Source organism: Psychrosphaera sp., from assembly GCF_982872775.1.
This window is the reverse complement of the sequence record NZ_CEYNSH010000024.1, coordinates 25,323-45,748: the sequence shown is the minus strand read 5'-3', so window position 1 is coordinate 45,748 and position 20,426 is coordinate 25,323. Positions and strand designations below refer to the sequence as shown.

22 protein-coding genes are annotated in these 20,426 nt (G+C 42.8%); all 22 read right to left on the bottom strand.

Annotated features, from left to right (window positions below; translation table 11 throughout):
* Nucleotides 1-7 precede the first annotated feature (7 nt).
* The 22 genes from AC4E96_RS08800 to fliL all read right to left on the bottom strand — a co-directional run bounded on the left by AC4E96_RS08800 (nucleotide 8) and on the right by fliL (nucleotide 20,359).
* Nucleotides 8-520, bottom strand: a complete 513-nt coding sequence (locus AC4E96_RS08800) for a DUF2802 domain-containing protein (protein ID WP_490255545.1) — start codon at nucleotides 518-520, stop codon at nucleotides 8-10.
* Nucleotides 521-551: 31 nt separating this feature from the next.
* Entirely contained in the window at nucleotides 552-1,046 is a 495-nt protein-coding gene (locus AC4E96_RS08795; protein WP_488032649.1) for a chemotaxis protein CheW, read from the bottom strand.
* Between the two features lie 24 nt (nucleotides 1,047-1,070).
* A complete protein-coding gene (locus AC4E96_RS08790) occupies nucleotides 1,071-2,042 on the bottom strand; it encodes a chemotaxis protein CheW (RefSeq protein WP_488032648.1) in 972 nt (323 codons plus the stop codon).
* A gap of 4 nt (nucleotides 2,043-2,046) precedes the next feature.
* Nucleotides 2,047-2,814, bottom strand: coding sequence for a ParA family protein (locus AC4E96_RS08785; protein WP_490255544.1), 768 nt, complete (start codon nucleotides 2,812-2,814; stop codon nucleotides 2,047-2,049).
* A gap of 43 nt (nucleotides 2,815-2,857) precedes the next feature.
* Entirely contained in the window at nucleotides 2,858-3,841 is a 984-nt protein-coding gene (locus tag AC4E96_RS08780; RefSeq protein ID WP_488032646.1) for an OmpA family protein, read from the bottom strand.
* Between the two features lie 10 nt (nucleotides 3,842-3,851).
* Nucleotides 3,852-4,601 carry a flagellar motor protein gene (locus AC4E96_RS08775; protein ID WP_490255543.1) on the bottom strand — a complete coding sequence of 250 codons (750 nt, stop codon included), beginning with the start codon at nucleotides 4,599-4,601 and terminating at the stop codon, nucleotides 3,852-3,854.
* Entirely contained in the window at nucleotides 4,594-5,856 is a 1,263-nt protein-coding gene (locus AC4E96_RS08770) for a protein-glutamate methylesterase/protein-glutamine glutaminase (RefSeq protein ID WP_490255542.1), read from the bottom strand. Before AC4E96_RS08770 ends, AC4E96_RS08775 begins: the two co-directional genes overlap by 8 nt.
* Nucleotides 5,857-5,866: 10 nt before the next feature.
* Entirely contained in the window at nucleotides 5,867-8,092 is a 2,226-nt protein-coding gene (locus tag AC4E96_RS08765; RefSeq protein ID WP_490255541.1) for a chemotaxis protein CheA, read from the bottom strand.
* A 17-nt stretch (nucleotides 8,093-8,109) separates the two neighbouring features.
* A complete protein-coding gene (locus AC4E96_RS08760) occupies nucleotides 8,110-8,853 on the bottom strand; it encodes a protein phosphatase CheZ (RefSeq protein WP_488032642.1) in 744 nt (247 codons plus the stop codon).
* A 20-nt stretch (nucleotides 8,854-8,873) separates the two neighbouring features.
* Nucleotides 8,874-9,257, bottom strand: coding sequence for a chemotaxis response regulator CheY (gene cheY, locus AC4E96_RS08755; RefSeq protein ID WP_488032641.1), 384 nt, complete (start codon nucleotides 9,255-9,257; stop codon nucleotides 8,874-8,876).
* Nucleotides 9,258-9,331: 74 nt separating this feature from the next.
* Nucleotides 9,332-10,054 (bottom strand): RNA polymerase sigma factor FliA, encoded by a 723-nt coding sequence (locus tag AC4E96_RS08750; protein ID WP_488032640.1) that lies wholly within the window; start codon nucleotides 10,052-10,054, stop codon nucleotides 9,332-9,334.
* Nucleotides 10,055-10,064: 10 nt separating this feature from the next.
* Nucleotides 10,065-10,919, bottom strand: coding sequence for a MinD/ParA family protein (locus tag AC4E96_RS08745; RefSeq protein ID WP_488032639.1), 855 nt, complete (start codon nucleotides 10,917-10,919; stop codon nucleotides 10,065-10,067).
* A complete protein-coding gene (gene flhF, locus AC4E96_RS08740) occupies nucleotides 10,912-12,570 on the bottom strand; it encodes a flagellar biosynthesis GTPase FlhF (RefSeq protein ID WP_490255540.1) in 1,659 nt (552 codons plus the stop codon). Before flhF ends, AC4E96_RS08745 begins: the two co-directional genes overlap by 8 nt.
* Nucleotides 12,571-12,592: 22 nt before the next feature.
* A complete protein-coding gene (flhA, locus tag AC4E96_RS08735) occupies nucleotides 12,593-14,695 on the bottom strand; it encodes a flagellar biosynthesis protein FlhA (protein ID WP_490255539.1) in 2,103 nt (700 codons plus the stop codon).
* Nucleotides 14,696-14,774: 79 nt separating this feature from the next.
* On the bottom strand, nucleotides 14,775-15,905 hold the full coding sequence (gene flhB, locus AC4E96_RS08730; RefSeq protein ID WP_490255538.1) for a flagellar biosynthesis protein FlhB: 1,131 nt from the start codon (nucleotides 15,903-15,905) through the stop codon (nucleotides 14,775-14,777).
* A gap of 33 nt (nucleotides 15,906-15,938) precedes the next feature.
* Nucleotides 15,939-16,712, bottom strand: a complete 774-nt coding sequence (fliR, locus tag AC4E96_RS08725; RefSeq protein ID WP_488032635.1) for a flagellar biosynthetic protein FliR — start codon at nucleotides 16,710-16,712, stop codon at nucleotides 15,939-15,941.
* Between the two features lie 5 nt (nucleotides 16,713-16,717).
* A complete protein-coding gene (gene fliQ, locus AC4E96_RS08720; RefSeq protein WP_488032634.1) occupies nucleotides 16,718-16,987 on the bottom strand; it encodes a flagellar biosynthesis protein FliQ in 270 nt (89 codons plus the stop codon).
* Nucleotides 16,988-16,999: 12 nt separating this feature from the next.
* A complete protein-coding gene (gene fliP, locus AC4E96_RS08715) occupies nucleotides 17,000-17,719 on the bottom strand; it encodes a flagellar type III secretion system pore protein FliP (protein WP_488032660.1) in 720 nt (239 codons plus the stop codon).
* A 55-nt stretch (nucleotides 17,720-17,774) separates the two neighbouring features.
* The gene (fliO, locus tag AC4E96_RS08710) at nucleotides 17,775-18,287 is read right to left on the bottom strand and encodes a flagellar biosynthetic protein FliO (RefSeq protein ID WP_488032633.1); all 513 of its coding nucleotides are present in this window, start codon (nucleotides 18,285-18,287) and stop codon (nucleotides 17,775-17,777) included.
* Entirely contained in the window at nucleotides 18,262-18,666 is a 405-nt protein-coding gene (gene fliN / locus AC4E96_RS08705) for a flagellar motor switch protein FliN (RefSeq protein ID WP_490255537.1), read from the bottom strand. Before fliN ends, fliO begins: the two co-directional genes overlap by 26 nt.
* A 22-nt stretch (nucleotides 18,667-18,688) precedes the next feature.
* Nucleotides 18,689-19,756 carry a flagellar motor switch protein FliM gene (fliM, locus tag AC4E96_RS08700; RefSeq protein ID WP_488032631.1) on the bottom strand — a complete coding sequence of 356 codons (1,068 nt, stop codon included), beginning with the start codon at nucleotides 19,754-19,756 and terminating at the stop codon, nucleotides 18,689-18,691.
* Nucleotides 19,757-19,810: 54 nt separating this feature from the next.
* Complete coding sequence (fliL, locus tag AC4E96_RS08695; RefSeq protein WP_490255536.1) at nucleotides 19,811-20,359, bottom strand: flagellar basal body-associated protein FliL; 549 nt, start codon at nucleotides 20,357-20,359, stop codon at nucleotides 19,811-19,813.
* Nucleotides 20,360-20,426: the final 67 nt, after the last annotated feature.

The following is a 20,426-nucleotide window of genomic DNA, read 5'->3' as shown; positions in this document are numbered from 1 at the left end:
TGAGCTTTTAAGCTGACTTAGCTTTTTTGTTTTGATTTTGCATGGCTAACAAAAGTTCTGCTTCTGCACGTGATAACTCACACTCAGAAACGATTTCTTCTATGTCAGCTCCTAATTCAACCATTTTCTTAGCACGAGAGTACAAACGGTTAGGTTCACTTTCTTGTTCTAATAACAATACCTTGTTACTCAACTCAGAAAGAACTTCAACTTGTTGAGCTTGGTTGTTTTGTAAGAGTTCTAGGTTTGCCCCTAACGAACTGATCTGGCTAGAAAGCTGCTCAGACTGAGTGTTGCTTTTTTGCTGAAGGGATTGTTGCTGCGACTTGAGGGCGTGCAGTTCTTTGCGGAGTAGAGTCAGCTCTGACACTGACTCTTCAATTTGATTTAGGATGGCAGAGTTTTGACGTTTTAAGGACTGTTGGACCTTACGAATACGAAATGACAACATCAACAGCCACACCAGCAACATAACGCCACTGATAAAACCTAATAAAACTTGCCAATTTTCCATATTCATAAGGATTACTCTACTCGCCAGATTCTAGATATTAAATATCAGAAATCTCGTCCCACTCTTCGTCCGTCATAAGTTTATTTAAATCGACTAGGATCAATAGTTGACCGTCACGGTTACTGACACCTTGGATGAACTTGGCACTTTCATCAGTACCGACATTTGGCGCACTATCAATTTCAGATGATTTTAAGTAAACCACTTCTGCGACGCTATCGACTAGAATACCAATAACTTGTTTATCTGATTCGATGATAACAATGCGTGAATTATCATTCACTTCTCCAGGCTGTAGACCGAATCTTGCACGAGTGTCAATGACAGTAACTACGTTACCCCTCAGATTGATAATACCCAACACATAATCAGGAGCACCTGGAACAGGAGCAATTTCGGTATACCTAAGTACCTCCTGCACCTGCATAACGTTAATGCCGTAAGTCTCGTCTTCTAACCGAAACGTAACCCACTGCAATACCTCATCGTTACCGTCAGCTAATTTATTCACTGGGGCTCTTTCTTCACTCATTTGAGCAACTCCTACATTAAAATCTTACACTTGCCGTGCATCTATACCTTTATCAAGCATGGCAACTAAATCTGATACGTGCAACAAAGCACACATTTTTTTCTTAATTGTGCCTAACAGCCATGGGCGTTTACCTGCTTGGGTCCGCCACTTAACTTCATCGGGTTGAATGTACTCGGTGGTCACTAGCTTTTCTGCTGCAAGCCCCCAGTTACTCTCACCTAACATAATTAAGTACTTATAGGATAGTTCAGACTGTAACTTTTCTGTATATTTTTCAGGCATCACCCATTTTGCAGTCTCAACTACGTTGACCTTTTTCTCCCGATTGACCATTACTCCTAAGAACCAGTCTGGTTTGCCAAACAAACTTGTTACTTCGTCTAAGTTATGAATACCACCTAATTCCTGTAAAGGTACGGCCAGCACCAGACCCGCCACATCAAAAAACAAAGCCTGAAATGGCTCATTTATAATGTCTACTTCGGGGTCATAAGCAACGTTTTCACTTTGACTATGTGTCTCGTTGTCTGCTTTCGTCTCTGTCGTTACTTCCGTTTCGACTTCTGTTTCGACTTCTACCGATGTTTCGGTAAACGTTTCTAACGTTGTCTCTAAATCGACTTGAGGCTCTACCTCTGCCTCAAGTTGCAGTTTCATTTTCTCAGCCGCCTCAGCTTCTTTTTGCTGAATACTGACTTGTTGAAGCAACATTTCTAGCGAATTGACTTCAGGCACTTCTGGTTCTTTAACCGGTCGCTTCTTATCGGCAACTATCGCTTTTTCTATAGGTTTTAGTTGTAAATGATGGGATTCTTCCTGAACGCGACTATCACTAAAATCTTTTTTAATTTTAGCACTATACTGGGATTCTGGCGCTTTTGCTTCAACTGTACTTTCTGCTACAGGAGGCTCTGAAATAACGTCATCATCCATGACATCCTCGGTCAATAATTGATCGAGGTAGTTTTTCATTACTTTTTCACTAGCAAACATAATGTTAGCTTTTCTCAATTGTTTTTAATAATTCTTGGTAGGCGAAGACACCACGAGAATTTTTGTTATAAATAGGTAGCGGTGTACGTTCCATACTAGCAGTTCGAAATTTAGTATCAATAGGAATAACACCTTGCCACACCTTGTTTCCATACATGTGGTTTAATTCTTTGTATGCTTCGATGGAGGCTTTGGTTCGTTTGTCATACATAGTAGGGATAATGCAAACGTCGTATTCTTTTTGTTGCGAGCTCTGAATTAACTCCATAGTTCGATACATACGCTCTAAGCCCTTTAATGCCATACACTCGGTTTGAACCGGTATTAATACTTTTTCACAGGCAGCTAAGGCGTTAACCATAAGTACCCCAAGAACGGGTGGGCAGTCGATAAGTATGTGGTCATATTCAGAAGCAAACTTATTCAGTGCGCGTTTTATAATAAGGCCCATACCGGCTTTTTTACTTAAAACACCATCCAGCGTTGCCATTGCCATCGTTGCAGGAAGAACATCAAGGTTTTCAATGGGTGAGTCCCATATACAGCGGTCCCACTCCTGTTGAGTCATGGTATCAGACTCGGTGAAGACATTATAAACACCGTATTCGAGTTGTTCTGAGTCTAAGCCAAAATAATAAGTTAACGAAGCGTGAGGATCGGTGTCTATCATTAACACACGTTTGTTTTGCTGAGCTAATATTGCACCTAAAGTGATTACAGTCGTCGTTTTACCGACGCCACCCTTTTGGTTTGCCACCGTCCAAACTTTCATTTACATTGGCCTACTTAAATCGAAACTTAGTTATTTTTATATTTTAATTATTATTATCGTCGTTACCTGATGATTTTTGCTCATCTTCTGCTTCTTGTCGAGTGGTTATTCTAATTCCACCGTTAGGTAACTGAATTACTCTAATTTCACCGCTATTTTGAGACTGTTCAGGGAACTTGTCAGTGATCTCTTGTTGAAGCTCACTATTGGCAGGCTGTCGGTCCGACTCTTGTAGATAACTAAATTTACTCAATGCAATTACGACGCGCCGATTACGAGCTCGGCCTTCCGCCGTGCTGTTATCTGCAATTGGGTCATTAGGGCCATTAGCTTCAATACTTAAACGCTCTTGCACTATTCCAAAACGCTCTAGTAATCCTGTGATAGCGGCAGCTCTCGCTGCTGACAACTCCCAGTTTGAAGAAAATATCTCGTTATTTATAGCTAGGTTATCTGTATAACCTCTTACCTCTACAAAGTTATTTACTGATGCTAATGTTTGAGCGACCTCTTGAATAACCGGCGTAGCTTGTGGGTTTAATGTCGCGCTACCCGACGCAAACAACACGCCACTGGAAAGTTCTATGGTCAGCCAATCTTCATTTAGTTGTAGATTGGCCTCACCTGAGTCTTCGGTGTCAGAGAGTGCAGTCTGTAAGTCTTGTTTTAAAGCTTGTAGTGGATTGCCGAGTTGTTTGTTTTCTGATTCGTTGATGTTCAGGTTTTCGTCTGTTAACTCTGGGCCTTTTTCTGGTGCCAATGAGTTCCCTTCAAATATGTCCCTTTGTGATACTTGATTGGTTAAGATACCATTTCCAGCAAGTCCTCTTCCGTTGTCACCACTTATTTGAAAGATCTCTCCCAACGACTCTGAAAGCACATCGAATGATTCTTGCTTGACGATAGATAGTGCATACAAAACAACAAACAAAGCAAACATCAATGTCATATAGTCAGCATATGAAACTAACCAACGTTCTAAGTTGTCTTGATTTTTGGCCTTCAGCCTTTGGCTTATCCGTCCCATGGCCGCCTCTCTAACTTTCTGCGCGAGAATATGACGCTAACCGACGTTCAATGCTTTGTGGATTTTCACCATTTGCTGCGTACAACACGCCTTCTAGGATCATTTCTTTCAATAGTACTTCATCGTCTATTTGAGACTGGAGTTTTTGGCCAATTGGAATGAACAGTAAGTTGGCTCCACCAACTCCATAGATTGTGGCGACAAAAGCGGTCGCAATACCGTGGCCGAGTGCAGATGGGTCATCAATATTTGCCATCGCTTGGATCAAGCCTAAAACTGCCCCTATGATACCAATCGTTGGGCTGTACCCACCTAAAGCATCATAAATACGAGCAGCTCGATATTTTCTATCAGACTCGAGTTCGATATCAAGTTCGAGCGACTTTCTTACCACTTCAGTATCGACACCATCAACCAACATAGCGAGTGCTTTTTTAGTAAACGGGTCTTCAACTACATTTATTTCATCTTCAAGTGCCAGAAACCCTTTCTGACGCGCTATATCTGACCAACGACTTATCATCTGTCTAGTCGAAATAAAATTCATTTCTTTTTTGTACCAGACTTGGCCAAACATTTTCAAACCAGTAATGAATTGATGACTTGGTGTTTGCAACATTACGGCACCAAATGAGCCACCAATCACAATAACAAACGCCGGAAAATGAAAAAGAGCAGAAATTCCGCCCCCTTCAATCGCATAACCACCTACTATCGCTACAAGCGCAACGATAACGCCTGCAAATGCTAACCTATCCACCGGATATCTCCTTCATAATCGCAGAGCCCACCTTGTCTAATGCGATGTTTTTTTCAGCAATGCCAGCGACTGTTACTGCTTGTGGCATTCCATAAACTACGCTCGACTCTTCGTCTTGGGCCCAAATAGTTGCACCTCGTTGTTTTAACATCCTGCAACCTTCGCGCCCATCTGCACCCATTCCGGTTAAAATTATTGCCAAAACCTCTCCACCATACGTTTTTGCTGCGCTTGCGAAGGATAGGTCTACGCTAGGTTTGTACGTCAAACGTTCAGATTCATCTTCCCGAATGACTAATGATGCCTTGCCGCTTCGCCCTTCAATGAGCATTTGTTTGCCGCCTGGAGCCAAATAAGCATGACCTGGCTTTAACACATCCCCACTTTTCGCTTCTGATACCTTGATCTGACATTGATTGTTTAATCTAGTCGCAAAGGCGGGCGTAAATGCTGCTGGCATATGTTGGACAATGATAACCGGTAAAGGAAAATTGGCTGAAAATTCTGAAAGAACTCTTTGTAACGCAACTGGTCCTCCCGTTGAAGTACCAATAGCAACAAGCTTATATGAATTGTCGCTTCCTTTGCTCACTCTCTCTGAGTCACTCGAGGCTGTATCAGAACTTGTTGATCTAAGTCGCGCTTTTGCCCTAGCTAATCGCTCCGCCGAGGCTCGACCTAGTGAGTTCGGCTCTGTTGCGTTGCCTCTTAGTGGAGAACGTAATTTATCACTACTAGAGCTTTGCTCGGTTTGACCTCTGGTAGCTCGCGCTGATGTTCTGTCTGTTAATGATTGACGGCTTTGTTGGGCGCGGCTAGACAGAACTCTCGAGCGACTCGGCGATTGCATTGACGCTTTTTTCTTACCAAGTTGTAACACGCGCTCTTGGAGTAACTGAGTGCCCTCTTTTTTGTTTTTCGCAATATCTTCAAAACGTTTTGGCAGGAAATCAAGCGCACCGGCTTCAAGCGCATTTAATGTTGCTTTAGCACCATCATGAGTCAGGGAGGAAAACATGATAATGGGCGTTGGCGTAGTACCCATTATTTCTTTGACTGCACTAATGCCATCAAGGACTGGCATCTCAATGTCCATCGTTATGACATCAGGCTTTAGTCGAGCTGTCTCTTCAATAGCCTTTTTGCCGTCAGCCGCGCTACCGATGACTTGTAATTCAGGGTGATCATTTAGAATTTCAGTAACTCGGCGTCTGAAAAACGCCGAGTCATCTACGACAAGGACAGTAATGGCCATTATTTAGTTATTATTTAAACCTTAAGTTAGAACGCTTCGCGTAATGCTTTAACAAGTTTGGAACATCAAATATCAATGCGATACCACCATCAGAAGTTATAGTCGCGCCAGCCATACCTGGCGTTCCCTGCAACATGGCGTCTAACGGTTTAATAACTACTTCTTCTTGGCCAATCAATGAGTCAACAACAAAACCAACTTGTTGTGCACCGATTTGTATAACAACAACGTGGCCTTTGTCTTCTTTTTCACGGCTGGCTCGATTTGAACCTTTAATGAGCCAGTCTTCAAGATAGAAGAGTGGGATGGCTTTTTCACGGACAATTACGGTTTGTTGGCCGTCTACAATGTTCGTTTTAGTTAAATCTAAATGGATAATTTCATTAACGGTTGAAAGCGGCAATGCAAAAATCAAATCGCCAACAACGACCATTAACGTTGGTAAAATAGCTAATGTAAGAGGGACTTTAATTTCAAGTGTTGTACCGCGTCCTAGCTCTGAGTCAATCTCAACTGAGCCATTGAGCTGTGTGATCTTAGTTTTGACCACATCCATACCTACACCACGACCGGAAATATCAGAGATCTCTTCTTTAGTTGAGAAGCCTGGCGCAAATATTAAGCTATAAGCTTCGGTATCGGATAATCTTGCTGCAGCATCCGCGTCTAATACACCTTTAGATATTGCAATATCTTTCAACTTCTCCGGATCCATCCCCTTACCATCATCTTCAATGGTCAAAAGAATATGATCGCCTTCTTGAGAAGCAGATAAGCGCACGGTACCCATTCGAGCTTTACCAGCGGCTTCACGATCATCTGGCATTTCAATACCATGGTCGACTGAGTTGCGAACCAAGTGAACCAATGGATCCGCCAACGCTTCTACTAGATTTTTATCTAAATCGGTGTCTTCACCAACAAGCTCTAACGTAATTTCTTTATTTAAGGTTCTTGCCAAGTCACGTACAACGCGAGGGAAACGACCAAATACTTTCTTAATTGGTTGCATTCGCGTTTTCATTACCGCGCCTTGCAAATCACCAGTAACCACGTCTAAATTTGAAATAGCCTTTGTCATGGCCTCGTCAGAGCCATAATTGACGCCTAAGCTGACCAAACGATTTCGAACCAAAACAAGCTCACCAACCATATTCATGATTTCATCAAGACGTTTAGTATCAACTCGAACGGTCGTTTCAGCTGGTGCTGGTTGACCCTTTGCACCGCCTGATTTAGCCGATGCTTTAGCTGGAGCTTTTGCAGGTGGTTTGCCAGGCGGTTTTGGTGCTGGCTCACTCGCCTTAGGCGCTTGAGGTGGTTTTGCAGGCGGCTTCTGAGGTGGAGCATTGCCCCCTGCTGCTGGCTCAGGAGCTTTTGGAGAAGGCTTCTTCGTGCTACCTTTTTCGGTAGGTCCTGTTCCTTTACCGTGAATTTCGTCTAACAAAGATTCGAATTCATCATCACTAATTTCATCGCCACCAGGTCCAGGACTTGCTGGTGCTGTTGGTGCTTTTGCTGGTGAATCTTCTGCCTTGAAAGAACCTTTGCCATGAAGCTCGTCTAAAAGAGCCTCAAACTCATCATCACTAATTTCATCTGAAGATGCACTTGGAGGCGCACTCGAAGCGCTTGAGCTACTCGAATCACCGTTAGGTTTGCCGTGTAACTCATCTAAAAGAGCCTCAAATTCATCTTCAGTTATTTCATCAAGAGATTCCGATTCTCCTGCAGGTGATGCATCAGCACTAAAATCATCAAAATCTAAGAAGCCATCGTCGTCCGCATCAGCCACTGGCTCAGCAGCCGGCTCTGGCGCGACTTCTGCTGGCGCTTCGTCGGCACCTTCAGGTTGACAATATCGGTGAAGTGCAGCGAGAAGTTCTGGGTCTGCAGGGTCAGGTTGCTCACCTTGTTTGACCTGCTCGAACATTTCATTGACCGTATCAAGAGACTGTAAAATAACATCCATTAACTCTGGAGTTACTTTACGTTGGCCTGTTCTTAAGATATCAAAAACATTTTCTGCGCCATGACACGCATCAACCAAATTGGTTAATGCCAAAAAGCCTGCGCCACCTTTAACAGTGTGAAAGCCTCGAAATATAGAATTCAATAAGTCAGCGTTTTCTGGATCGTTTTCCAGCTCTACTAACTCTTCTGATAACAACTCCAGTATTTCAGCAGCTTCAATTAAGAAGTCTTGGAGTATCTCTTGATCCACGTCCAATGCCATTCGGCATCTCCCCTAATCTAAAAACCTAAACTAGACAGCAGGTCATCAACTTCGTCTTGATTTGAAACCGCATCTTCACGATTTTCAGCATCAATAATTGGACCTTCAGCACCATTTTTATCGACCGGCTTTTTCGCTTCATTAGTCGAACTTGAACTTGTCTCACCAAATACAGTTAAAAGGTGAATCAGGCTTTCTTCAACTTCTTGTACTAGCTCGATGACTCGTTTAATAACTTGACCAGTCAAATCTTGGAAATCTTGGGCTAATAAAATTTCGGTCATTAAAGAGTGAATTTTAGCGGTGTCTTGTTCCGCTTGTTGCATAAAGTCATTGATGCTGTAACACAAAGACTTAAACTCACCGAGTTCTATTTGACGTTGCATGAGCTTTTCCCATTCAGGCTTCAGCTTTGCAACGTCGCTGTTTATTTTGTCTGCCAACGGTAAACTTTCATCAATGGCATCCATTGTTTTGTTTGCCGCTTGCTCTGTGATATTCATCACGTAATTTAGGCGCTCTTTAGCGTCTGGAATATCATCAGTTGCCAAATTTGCAATTTTTGGGTCTAACTGAAAATTGCGCAAAGAGTCGTGCAATTGACGAGTTAATTTACCGACTTCATCAAAAAGCTCACGGTTTTCTTGGCTGGTTAAATTCTTAACTATTTCGTTAGCAGACTCGTTGTCACCCGCTTCAAGCGCAGCTACAAGCGCTTTTGCGTCGTCAAGACTAATCTGCGGAGTTGTCTCAGAAGACATACACACCCCTTATTTTTAGATTATTCTAGACGTTCGAAAATTTTGTCTAATTTGCCTTTCAGCGTTGCCGCTGTGAAAGGTTTAACGATATAGCCATTAACACCAGCTTGTGCGGCCGCGACAATTTGTTCTTTCTTCGCTTCTGCAGTTACCATCATTACAGGCAAGTGCTTTAGGTTGTCGTCTTTGCGAATTTCACGGAGCAAGTCAATACCTTGCATGCCTGGCATGTTCCAGTCTGTAACAACAAAATCAAAATCACCGTTTTGAAGCATCGGTAATGCAGTACTGCCATCATCCGCTTCAGACACATTAGTGAAGCCAAGATCGCGAAGAAGGTTTTTGATGATTCTTCTCATTGTTGAAAAGTCATCAACAACGAGAATTTTCATATTCTTATCCAAAGCATCCTCCAGTGAGGTAAATTATTAAAATACATTAATTATTATTAATAAAAATAACCAAGTTACAAGTTTAATTACTGCCAATCTTTCATTCTTGCCTTCAATCGCATCATCGCTTGGCTGTGAATTTGACTAACTCGTGACTCACTTACGTTTAAAACAGAGCCGATTTCTCTTAAATTTAGCTCATCATCATAATAAAGCGACAAAATAAGTGCTTCACGCTCGGGTAAAGACTTAATCATTTCGCCTAAGTTCTTATAAAATGCACTTTTCTCTAGTTGCCCGTAGGTCGAATCGTTTTCATCAGCATCGTCGACAAACAGCACATCTTCAGTCACACCTAGGTCTTCAATACCGACTACTTTACCCGCCGCAGCCTCTTTAACCATAGTGTAATATTGGTCAAGTGGTATATCTAAAGCTTCGGCTACTTCGGTGTCTTTCACATCGCGGCCAAGTTTAGATTCTAGTTCATTTATTTTATCTGCAACCAAACGAGCATTGCGGTGAACGGAACGCGGTGTCCAGTCCCCTTTTCTTATTTCATCGAGCATAGCGCCACGTATTCGAATACCAGCAAAGGTCTCAAAGCTAGCCCCTTTACTGTGATCGAAATTTTTGGACGCCTCTAACAAGCCGATCATGCCGGCTTGAATTAAGTCTTCAACTAGCACGCTATCAGGCAGTCGAGCTGCCAGATGGTGAGCAATCCTTTTTACTAGCACAGCGTGCTTTTCCACTATATCCGTCAGTGTTTGTTGAGCTTCGTAGGCCGTTGCTACTTTGTTGTTCAACAGAAACCTCTTAGTTGACCAGTTGCTCTAAAAAAAACTCTAAATTACCGGACGCATGACTCGGCGCCGGCCACTTGTTAATTTTAGCAGCTAGTGTCTTAAACGCGACGGCTGAAGGTGAGCGAGGAAACGCATCAACAATAGCTCGTTGACGTCTAACTGCTTTTCTTAAATTATCATCAAAAGGAATAATAGCAGTTAGTTCCAAACTTACCTCTAAAAATCGGTCTGTTACTAACGTGAGTTTTTTGAAAAGGTCCTGGCCTTCTTTAATCGTTCTGACCATATTTGCCACAACTTTAAATTTGCTTACCCCATGATCTCTGTTTAGAACCTTTATCAGCGCATAAGCATCTGTAATTGACGTCGGTTCATCACAGACGACAACTAATACTTCATGAGAGGCTCTTGAAAATGATAAGACCATGTCAGAAATACCTGCAGCGGTGTCTACAATAAACACATCGACTGGGGTTTTCATTTCGCTGAACGCTCGGATGAGTCCGGCGTGTTGGGCTGGGGTTAATTCGACCATGTCAATGGAGCCCGATGTTGCTGGTACAATTTTTATACCGTGTGGGCCCTCAACAAGAATATCATCTAGCTCTGCTTCGCCAGACAATACATGGGACAGATTTTTGTGAACTCGTAAGCCAAGCATTACGTCACAGTTTGCCAGACCTAAATCGGCATCCAATACCAGTACATTTTGCCCAGACTGGGCGAGTGCAATAGCGGTGTTTAGAGAGACACTTGTTTTACCAACGCCGCCTTTTCCACCAGTTACCGCTACTACTTTTGTTTTTTTCGCTATCGACATATTTCGTAAACCGCTAGCTTGATCGAGAGTGTTATCACTAATCATACATGGCTACTGCTTTTGGCACTACCTTATTATTTTTATTAGAAACTTTTTCTTTAAGTTCATATAGCTGATTAGCTTTTTGCACAATTTTGTCGGCATTTGCAACCCTTATGTCCTCAGGGACTCGTTGACCGTTGGTTAAATAACCAATTGGCAGTCGATTGTGGATTGCCACACTGATTAGCTCACCTAAACTTAATGATTCATCTATTTTAGTAAAGATACAGCCAGATAGTGGAATTGTTTTAAAATGTTTGACACTTTCTTGTAAAACACTCATTTGAGAGGTTGCTGACAATACCAAGTAATTCTTAATGTTAACTCGAGAACGCGTCAAAAGTTGGTTAAGGCGTTCTGTCAGTTTAATGTCGCGCTGGCTCATACCAGCAGTGTCGATTAATAACAGCTTCTTATCGCGTAATTGGTAAATTGCTTCTGATAACTGCTCTGTATCTTTTGCTTGCTTAAGCGGGCAGCCTAAAATTTTTGCATACGTCGCCAGTTGTTCTAAAGCACCGATTCTAAAGCTATCAGTTGTAATTAGACCTACTTTGTCAGCACCGTGAATCTGCGCAAAACGAGCGGCTAGCTTTGCAATCGTTGTCGTTTTACCAACGCCAGTTGGACCTACAAGTGAATAAACACCACCACGTTTAATAATCTCGTTGTCCGTGGTACTTAATTGTTCTGTCAAAGAACCAAGCATTTCTGGCCATGCCTTGTTTGACTCTACATTGTCATCAACGAAGTGAGATAGGTGCTCTGACACGTTACTAGACAAGCCCATGTCACGTAATTTATTGATCAACATAGCTTTAACTGGCGCTTTGCGATTCACATCCTGCCACATTAATTCAGATACCTGATGCTTCAATAATTCTTTAATTGAGTTCATTTCTGTTTTTAAGTCAGAAAGTTGACGGTCAACATTTACATCCACAGGATTACTATCAGCAAAGTTAGCCTCAACAACATTATTAGTAGCCGTTGCTGCGTTGTTCGTTGACGCACTTGGTGCCATCTGCTGAGGTGCCTGCATCGCAGGCTGCTCAACGGTATCGTCTTGAACCGTATGGCGCGCTTTATTTAGCCATTGTTCAAACTCTGATTCTGCCTGTTGTGATAACGCTTCAGTTGCTCGTAAGGATTTTTGTTGATTCGTTAGTTCTGTTGGGTTGTACACTGAGCTTGAAGGTTGCGCAGTTTGAATTGGTTGAGAAGCAGCCTGTGGCGTCGGCGACGTGCGACGCTCTAACATGCTATCCAGCGCATTAGTCATAGGCTGTGCAGGTGCACTTGCTTGCTCACCGCGTTGGCGCTTCAATAACTCGTCTAACGAACTTGCAATCTTAGCCGCACCTTCTGCATTTGGGCCGTCAAAATTGTGCTGGCTATTAGCACCTGATGTTGATGCTACACTGTTTGTCTGAGATGCGCCCATGTTAGTCTGTGATGGCGAGGTTTGTGATTGAGGTGAAGTTACTTGCGCTGCTTCATTTGGCAATTGTGCATCTGCGTCAATCGCAGCAACAATTTCAACACCTGTGGCGGTTTTCTTATTTGACATTATAACGGCATCTGGCCCTAGCTCTTCTTTTACTTGAGTCAGTGCTGTTCTCATATCTTTTGCAAAATAACGCTTAATTTTCACTTTAAACCTCCGTCACCCGGACTTAACCAACTGAACTAACAATCTTAATTTGTTTTTCTTCAGGAATTTCTTGGTAAGACAAAATCACCATGCCTGGAAGACTGTGTTTGACGAATCTCGATAACACGCTTCGGAGCATACCTGAGGTCAATAGAATTGACGGCTCACCTTGTAATTCCTGATTCTTATGAGCTTCAGCTAACGAACTTTGAATGCGTTCTGCTAAGCCTGGCTCAATGCCGGCACCTTCATTACCAGCGGATTGCATGCTCTGTTGCAACATCTGTTCCAACTCTGGCGCCAAGGTTATGACAGGTATTTCAGGGGTTGCGCCAGCGACATCTTGGACGATGAAACGGCGCAGTGAAATTCGACAAGCTGCGGTCAAAACATCGGGATCTTGGCTCTTTGGAGCGTATTCGACTAGTGTTTGAATAATCGAGCGCATATCTCGAATTGTGACGTTTTCGTTTAATAAGTTTTGTAGCACTTTCGTAAGTACCGACAACGACAACATATCTGGAACTAAGCCATCGACCAACTTTGGATAATTCTTTTGAATCATCTCTAACAGATTTTGAGTTTCTTCGTGGCCCAGAAGTTGTGCCGCGTTATTTGTTAATAATTGAGAGATGTGCGTCGCGACTACAGTTGCGGCATCAACGACGGTATAACCTAAAGACTGTGCTTTGTCGCGATTGGTTTTTTCAATCCAAACGGCTTCTAAACCAAAGGCTGGGTCAACCGTTTCTAGACCTTCAACTTTACCAAAAACTTGTCCAGGGTTAATCGCTAGTTCACGATCGTGACGGATTTCTGCTTCACCGACCACGACACCCATCAAGGTTATGCGATAAGCATTTGGATCCAAATCTAGGTTGTCACGAATGTGAACGGCAGGCACTAAGAACCCAAGCTCTTGACTGAGCTTACGTCTCACACCTTTAATCCGAGACAACAGCTCGCCTCCTTGGCCTTTGTCTACCAGAGGAATGAGTCGATAACCCACTTCCAAGCCAATCGTGTCAACGTGACTGACGTCCTCCCAGCTTACATCTTTGTTTTCAGCCGCTTCTTGTGGATCAACAAGTGGTGCTTCTGATTCTTCTTTTTCGGCTTGTACCGCTTCTTGTGCGGCCTTTTTACTCGCATAATAGGCTGTACCAATAAGTAGCGCACCAAAACCTAAAAACGTTAAGTGAGGCATTCCTGGAACCAAGCCCATAGAGAAAAGCACACCACCAGCAACATAGAGAACTTTTTCGGCGCCTAGCTGACTTGAAAATTGTTTACCCATCTCTTGGTCAGTATTTTGACGAGTAACAACAATCGCGGTGCCTATCGATAGTAACAACCCTGGAATTTGCGCCACAAGGCCATCACCAATAGTTAGAATCGTATAAATTTCAACAGCTTCACCGAATAATAAGTCATGCTGAATCATTCCGATGAACAAGCCACCAATGATGTTAATAAACAAAATGATAATACCGGCGATGGCATCACCTTTTACGAATTTTGAAGCACCATCCATAGATCCATAAAAATCAGCTTCTTTACCGATTTCTTCACGTCGGGCTTTTGCTTGTTCGGGAGTAATAAAACCAGCGTTAAGATCAGCGTCAATTGCCATCTGTTTACCTGGCATTGCGTCTAGTGTGAAACGAGCGGTTACTTCAGAGATACGTCCAGCACCTTTGGTGACTACGACAAAGTTAATGATAACGAGAATAGCAAAGACCACGAGACCAACGGCATAGTTACCACCGATAACAACACTACCGAACGCTTCAATTACTTTACCAGCCGCATCACCACCTTGGTGACCTTCAAGTAAAACAACGCGGGTACTTGCTACGTTTAGTGCCAAGCGAAGTACGGTTGCAATAAGAATGACCGTGGGAAAGGAACCAAAATCAAGTGGCTTGAGTGTATAAACAGTAACGAGAAGAATCACCAAGGCCAATGCGATATTAAAAGAAAATAGAATATCGAGCATTAATGCAGGTAGCGGTAAGACTACCATCGCAAGCGCAGCAAGAATAAAAAGTGGTACGCCAAGCCCATTTAAATGGTGCGCATTTTCTTTAGAAAACAACTGGTTAAATTTTGCGGCTAATTCCATCACAACGACCCAAAACTAGAGAATTGCTAGGATAGAGCAATGTTCAGGCCAAAATGAATGTCAACAAACTGACAGCGGATTAATAACGCATTTCTGGTGGAATCGGTAGCTCTTTGTCCAGTGGTTTTGGCTTCTTGCCCTTGCCTTTTGCGTGTTGCTCTTGCTGAAAAACAAACGCAAGAACTTGTGCGACCGCAACAAACAGTTGTTCTGGGATCTCTTGGTTAATATCGGTCGTGTAATATATTGAACGGGTGAGCAACGGAGTCTCGATGATAGGCACATCTTTTTCTTTGGCAATTTTACGAATGTGCATCGCAATCGTATCCGCCCCTTTCGCAACCACAAATGGCGCATTCGACTTGTTAGTATCGTACTTTATAGCCACCGAATAGTGAGTCGGGTTGGTCACAACAACGTCGGCATTGGGTACTTCTGACATCATTTTTCGTTGTGAAATCTCACGTTGCTGCTGACGAATACGCCCTTTTATTTCAGGGTTACCCTCGGTGTTTTTATATTCGTCTTTGACCTCTTGTTTGGTCATTTTTAACTGTTTGTTGTGATTCCAAGTTTGAAACGGTACATCAACAATGGATATTACTATGGTTGAACAACACAACCCCATAAATATCCAACCTAATAGTTCTGTTGCATCGTAGGTATTATTTGGAAGGTCTTCCATGCTCAAAAACAAAATGTCATTGAGGAAAATATTAATGAGCCACACTGAAACCCCTGCGACCACGGCCACCTTGAGGACGGACTTAAACAACTCCATTGCGGCTTGTGGACCAAACATTCTTTTGAAGCCCTTTAAAGGCGACATTTTAGAAAACTTGGGGGCCATTGCCTGCCAACTAAAATTGATTCCCCCTAATAAGCTATTTGCAACAAATGCCGCAACCAAAACAACAGCAAAAATACCAATAACAGGGATAGCGATATGACCGAGAATACTGCCAAACACACCAAACATTTTAGTTGTATCAAAGGCGTCGTCGCGGTCTAAAGTAAACTGTTGTTCCATGACTTCCATCAATGCACGACCTAAGTCATCACCGAAGATCAGCAACGATGCGGCACTCGCAACCAGAACTCCTGTGGTGCCGAGCTCTTTGGAACGCGCTATTTGGCCTTTTTTTCGGGCGTCATCGAGACGCTTGGCCGTGGGTTCTTCGGTTTTTTCCTGATCTGAGCCTTCTGCCATTATTTCTCACTTTATTAATGGGTGGACAGTCTGTTAACAATTGATTAAATCACACATCACTTCGATGGATTTTTGCCAATTATTATCAAAATGGAATACAAAGTTTTCTAGAGTCAACCACATCACAATAAGACCCGATAACATAGTAAATGGGAAACCGATTGAGAAGATGTTTAACTGCGGTGCCGCTCGGGTCATGATGCCAAAGCTCAGGTTAATAACGAGCATCGCCACTAATGGCGCCAATGCTAAAATAAGCGCGGCTGCAAACATCCAACCGCCAAGTAGTGCAACATCATAAAAGTTACCTGTTGCATACCAAACGTCCGTAATTGGCAGGACATAAAAGCTTTTTACCACCATTTGTAGCATCGCTAAATGACCGTCAATCGACCAAAACATTAACGTAGACAGCACAAGATAAAATTGACTGACCGCAGGAACACTCATGCCATTGGTCGGGTCAACCATTGACGCAAAACCAAGACCTGACTGCATCGCAATTGCCTGACCGGCAATAACAAATATCTGCAAAAAGATAACGGATATAAAACCGAGCGCAGCGCCAATCATAATTTGCTGACCAACACGAATGATCATCTCAACAGAAAACAAATTGGTAAACGTCGAAGGCGGTAAAACAGGCATTACCATAATAGTAAATGCGACTGCGTAGGCTGTTTTTATTGGCCCTGGAATCGTTCGACCACCTATAGCAACCATGACCATCATCATCGCAGATATACGGGAGAACGGTAACAATAAGTCCGCCTGATATTGCATGAGTTGCTCGAGCAATACGTCCATATCAGTTAGCCAATAACGGAAGGAATACGTTCGATTAAATCAAAGAAAAAGTCCATGATCATGCCCGTTATCCAATGGCCTGCGACCATTAAGGCAAGCAAGGTGACAATAAGTCTCGGTAAAAAACTCAAGGTTTGTTCGTTAATAGAGGTCGCGGCTTGGAATACTGCGACTATCAAACCGACTATTAGGCTTGGTACAACCATGATAGATACCAGGACTATGATCAGCCACAATGCTTCTCTGAGTATGTCTACAAACGTTTCTGGTGTCATCGAGCCGACTCCTTAAGTACCCAAACCAAAACTTTTGGCGAGTGTTCCCATTACTAACGACCATCCATCAACTAAGACAAACATCATCAACTTAAATGGCAAAGATACAATCATTGGAGACAACATCATCATACCCATGGCCATCAATACAGATGCCACCACGAGGTCGATAATGAGAAACGGAATGAAAAACATAAAACCAATTTGGAATGCGGTTTTGAGTTCTGAGGTCACAAACGCAGGAATGATAACACTCATCGGTAAGTCTTCTGGGCCACCAACATTAGTGTATCCAGCAATTTCAGCAAAGGTTTCTAAGTCGCTGATTCGGGTCTGAGCTAACATGAATTCCCGCATTGGAATTTTGGCTATTTCATAGGCTTGTACAGAAGTGACTTCTTCATTTAGATAAGGTTCGATGGCATTCTGGTGAATTTCATCAAATACAGGCGCCATAATAAAAAAGCTCAAAAACAATGCCATACCAACAAGGAGCTGACTATTAGGCGTTTGTTGTAAACCGAGTGCCTGTCGCAAAATAGCCAAAACAACGATAATACGTGTAAATGAAGTCATCAGCATGACGATGGCTGGAATAAAGCTCAGCGCCGTCATCATGGCTAATACTTGCAAGGTAATACTATATTCTTTACTTCCGTCTGGATTGTCAGTCACAGTAACAGCGGATATTGCGCCAGGGTCAGCAAGCGCTGATGGGACAAACATCATCATCAAAAGGAGTGTAAATTTAGCGACATTACTCATTTGCACTGGCTGTTCCTCAACCTTATTCTTTTTTTGTGGAGGTAGACGATTTGAATGGTGACTCAACGTCTGATTTTTTCATCGAACTCTGAACGCCATTGTTGAGCATTTCAGTTAGTTTGTTAAGTAATTTGTTATCTGAATTCATCAAAGACGTCGGCGTAATAGGCTCTTCTAATTTGAATAACTGATTGACGCTATGTGGTGTCACACCAAGCGCATACTGAACACCTTGAACCTCAATTATCACAATACGTTCGCGTCCACCTAATGACAGGCTAGTGATCGTTTTCATGTGATGATGATGATTTGGGGTGAAGTTGAACTTTCTTGCTAACCAAGCCAGACCGTAGATAAGCAAAATTATTGCTACCAATGCCATTAGTAGAGGTAATAAGGCGCCGTCAGTTGGAGAGTTTAATTTGGGATTAGTCGCAACTTGGCCCACAGATTCTTGGGCCAAGCCATTAAAACTCGATGCAGTTAAGATAGCAAAACTGCTGATTTTATTAACGAAGTTTTTTGATTCTTTCAATTTGGCTGATCACATCAGTTAAACGAATACCAAACTTATCATTAACTACAACCACTTCGCCATGGGCAATTAATGTTCCATTGACCAGAACGTCCAAAGGTTCACCCGCAACGCGGTCCAACTCAACAACAGAGCCTTGGTTAAGTTGTAGTAAATTTCGAATACTGATTTTACTGCGGCCTACTTCCATTGAAATATTGACTGGAATATCAAGAATTGTCTCCAACTTGCGAGACTCATCTTCATTTAGATTATTGCTTGTATCCGTCAGTTCTTCTAGTTCTGCTGCTTGGACGTCGTCACCGCCTTCAGCGTCATCACCTTCAGCTTCAGCAAGGGCTGCAGCCCATTCGTCCATAGTATCTTGATCATCGCTCATAACTTTAACCTCTATAACTCACTTAAAGCTCTAAATCATCTTCAAGTGCTAATAATTCAGAGTCATCGTCTAATCGACGACCACCTTTTGTTAATACATTCATTTCAGACTTGGCCGATTCTGGTCGCTTGATCTTCTCAGCTATTTGCAAAGCGACATTATCTCGACAACGGCCTAATTTGGCTCGGTATGTCGGTAAGTCCTCAATGAATACCGTAATGTATTCTGGCATTTCAATAGGAATGATATCGCCATCTTTAAGTTCCATAACTTGATGGAGTGGCAATTCCATTTCTAATAATTGGGTTTGTAAATCGACGTACACGTCCATGATTTCATCACGTAACGCCTTACTCCAACGGTAATCCGTATCTTCACGGTCACTTTGAACACCGGCATCAAGTAATTCACGGATTGGCTCTAGCATCGAATATGGCAACGCAACGTGGAAATCACCGCCACCACCATCTAGCTCAATGTGGAATGACGAAATGACAATAACTTCTGTTGGCGAAACAATATTTGCCATCGCAGGATTTACTTCAGAGTCTAAATATTCAAAAGACACATCCATCACAGGTGACCATGCTTCTTTGTAATCTTCAAATATAAGCTTGAGCAGCATTTGAATAATACGACGTTCTGTTGGCGTAAATTCACGACCTTCGATTTTGGCGTGATAACGACCGTCACCACCGAAAAAGTTGTCAACTAGAATAAATACTAAACGGGCTTCCATTGTGATTAGGCCCGTGCCTTTTAATGGTCTAAAACGAACCATATTCAAGCTTGTTGGTACAAACAAGGTATGTATGTACTCACCAAACTTGATCATTTGAACACCGTTTATTGACACTTCTGCCGTTCGGCGCATCATGTTAAACAGACTGATACGCATGTGACGGGCAAATCGTTCGTTAACCAACTCCAAGGTTGGCATACGACCACGCACAATTCGATCTTGTGACGAGAAGTCGTAATCGGACATGCCGGCGCCACCGCCGCCACCTTCGTCGATTTCCTCTTCTTCTACGTCATCGACGCCGTGGAGTAGCGCGTCAATTTCGTCTTGTGACAATAAATCAGTCATAATGTTCTCTTAACAAAATGGTGTTCAAAACTTGTTATGCCTAAGCCCAATGGCTTATTGCATCACAAAACCAGTAAATAACACTTCTTCAACAATTTTTGAGCCGGTTACGTCTATAACTGCCTTCTGCACTTCTTGTGCCGCTTTTAACTTTAATGCGTCTTTTCCTGCAGCAGTCGCCAACGCATCTGCGTTTGCCGTACTGAAAGCCTTTAATAATGAGCCTTCGATAAGAGGAATATGTTTTTGCGCCAATTCCTCATTATTGTCACCGCGAACCATAAGTTGAACTTTTATTTGCACTAGACGGTCTCTTGACGTGCCTGGCACATTAAATGTAAATGGTCGTGGCATAGTAACGTACTTCGCGGTTCCCACTTCAACAGGTTCTTCTGGATCCGCGCTCTCAGCGTCGTCACCTTCTTCACCATCTGTGGTTTCTTCGGTGGTTTGCTCCGCCGTTTCATCATCACCTGATAATAAGAAAAAGGCAGCACCAGCGCCAACAACCAGTACCACAACGGCAATGATGATAATCATCATTTTATTGCCGCCTTTTCCACCTTCTTCTTCAAGAGTCAACTCATCATTTTCTTCAGCCATTGCTTATCTCCGTTATTTTAAGCACTGCGCTAAGATAGGCCGCGTCTCACTTAAAATGTTAGCTTCT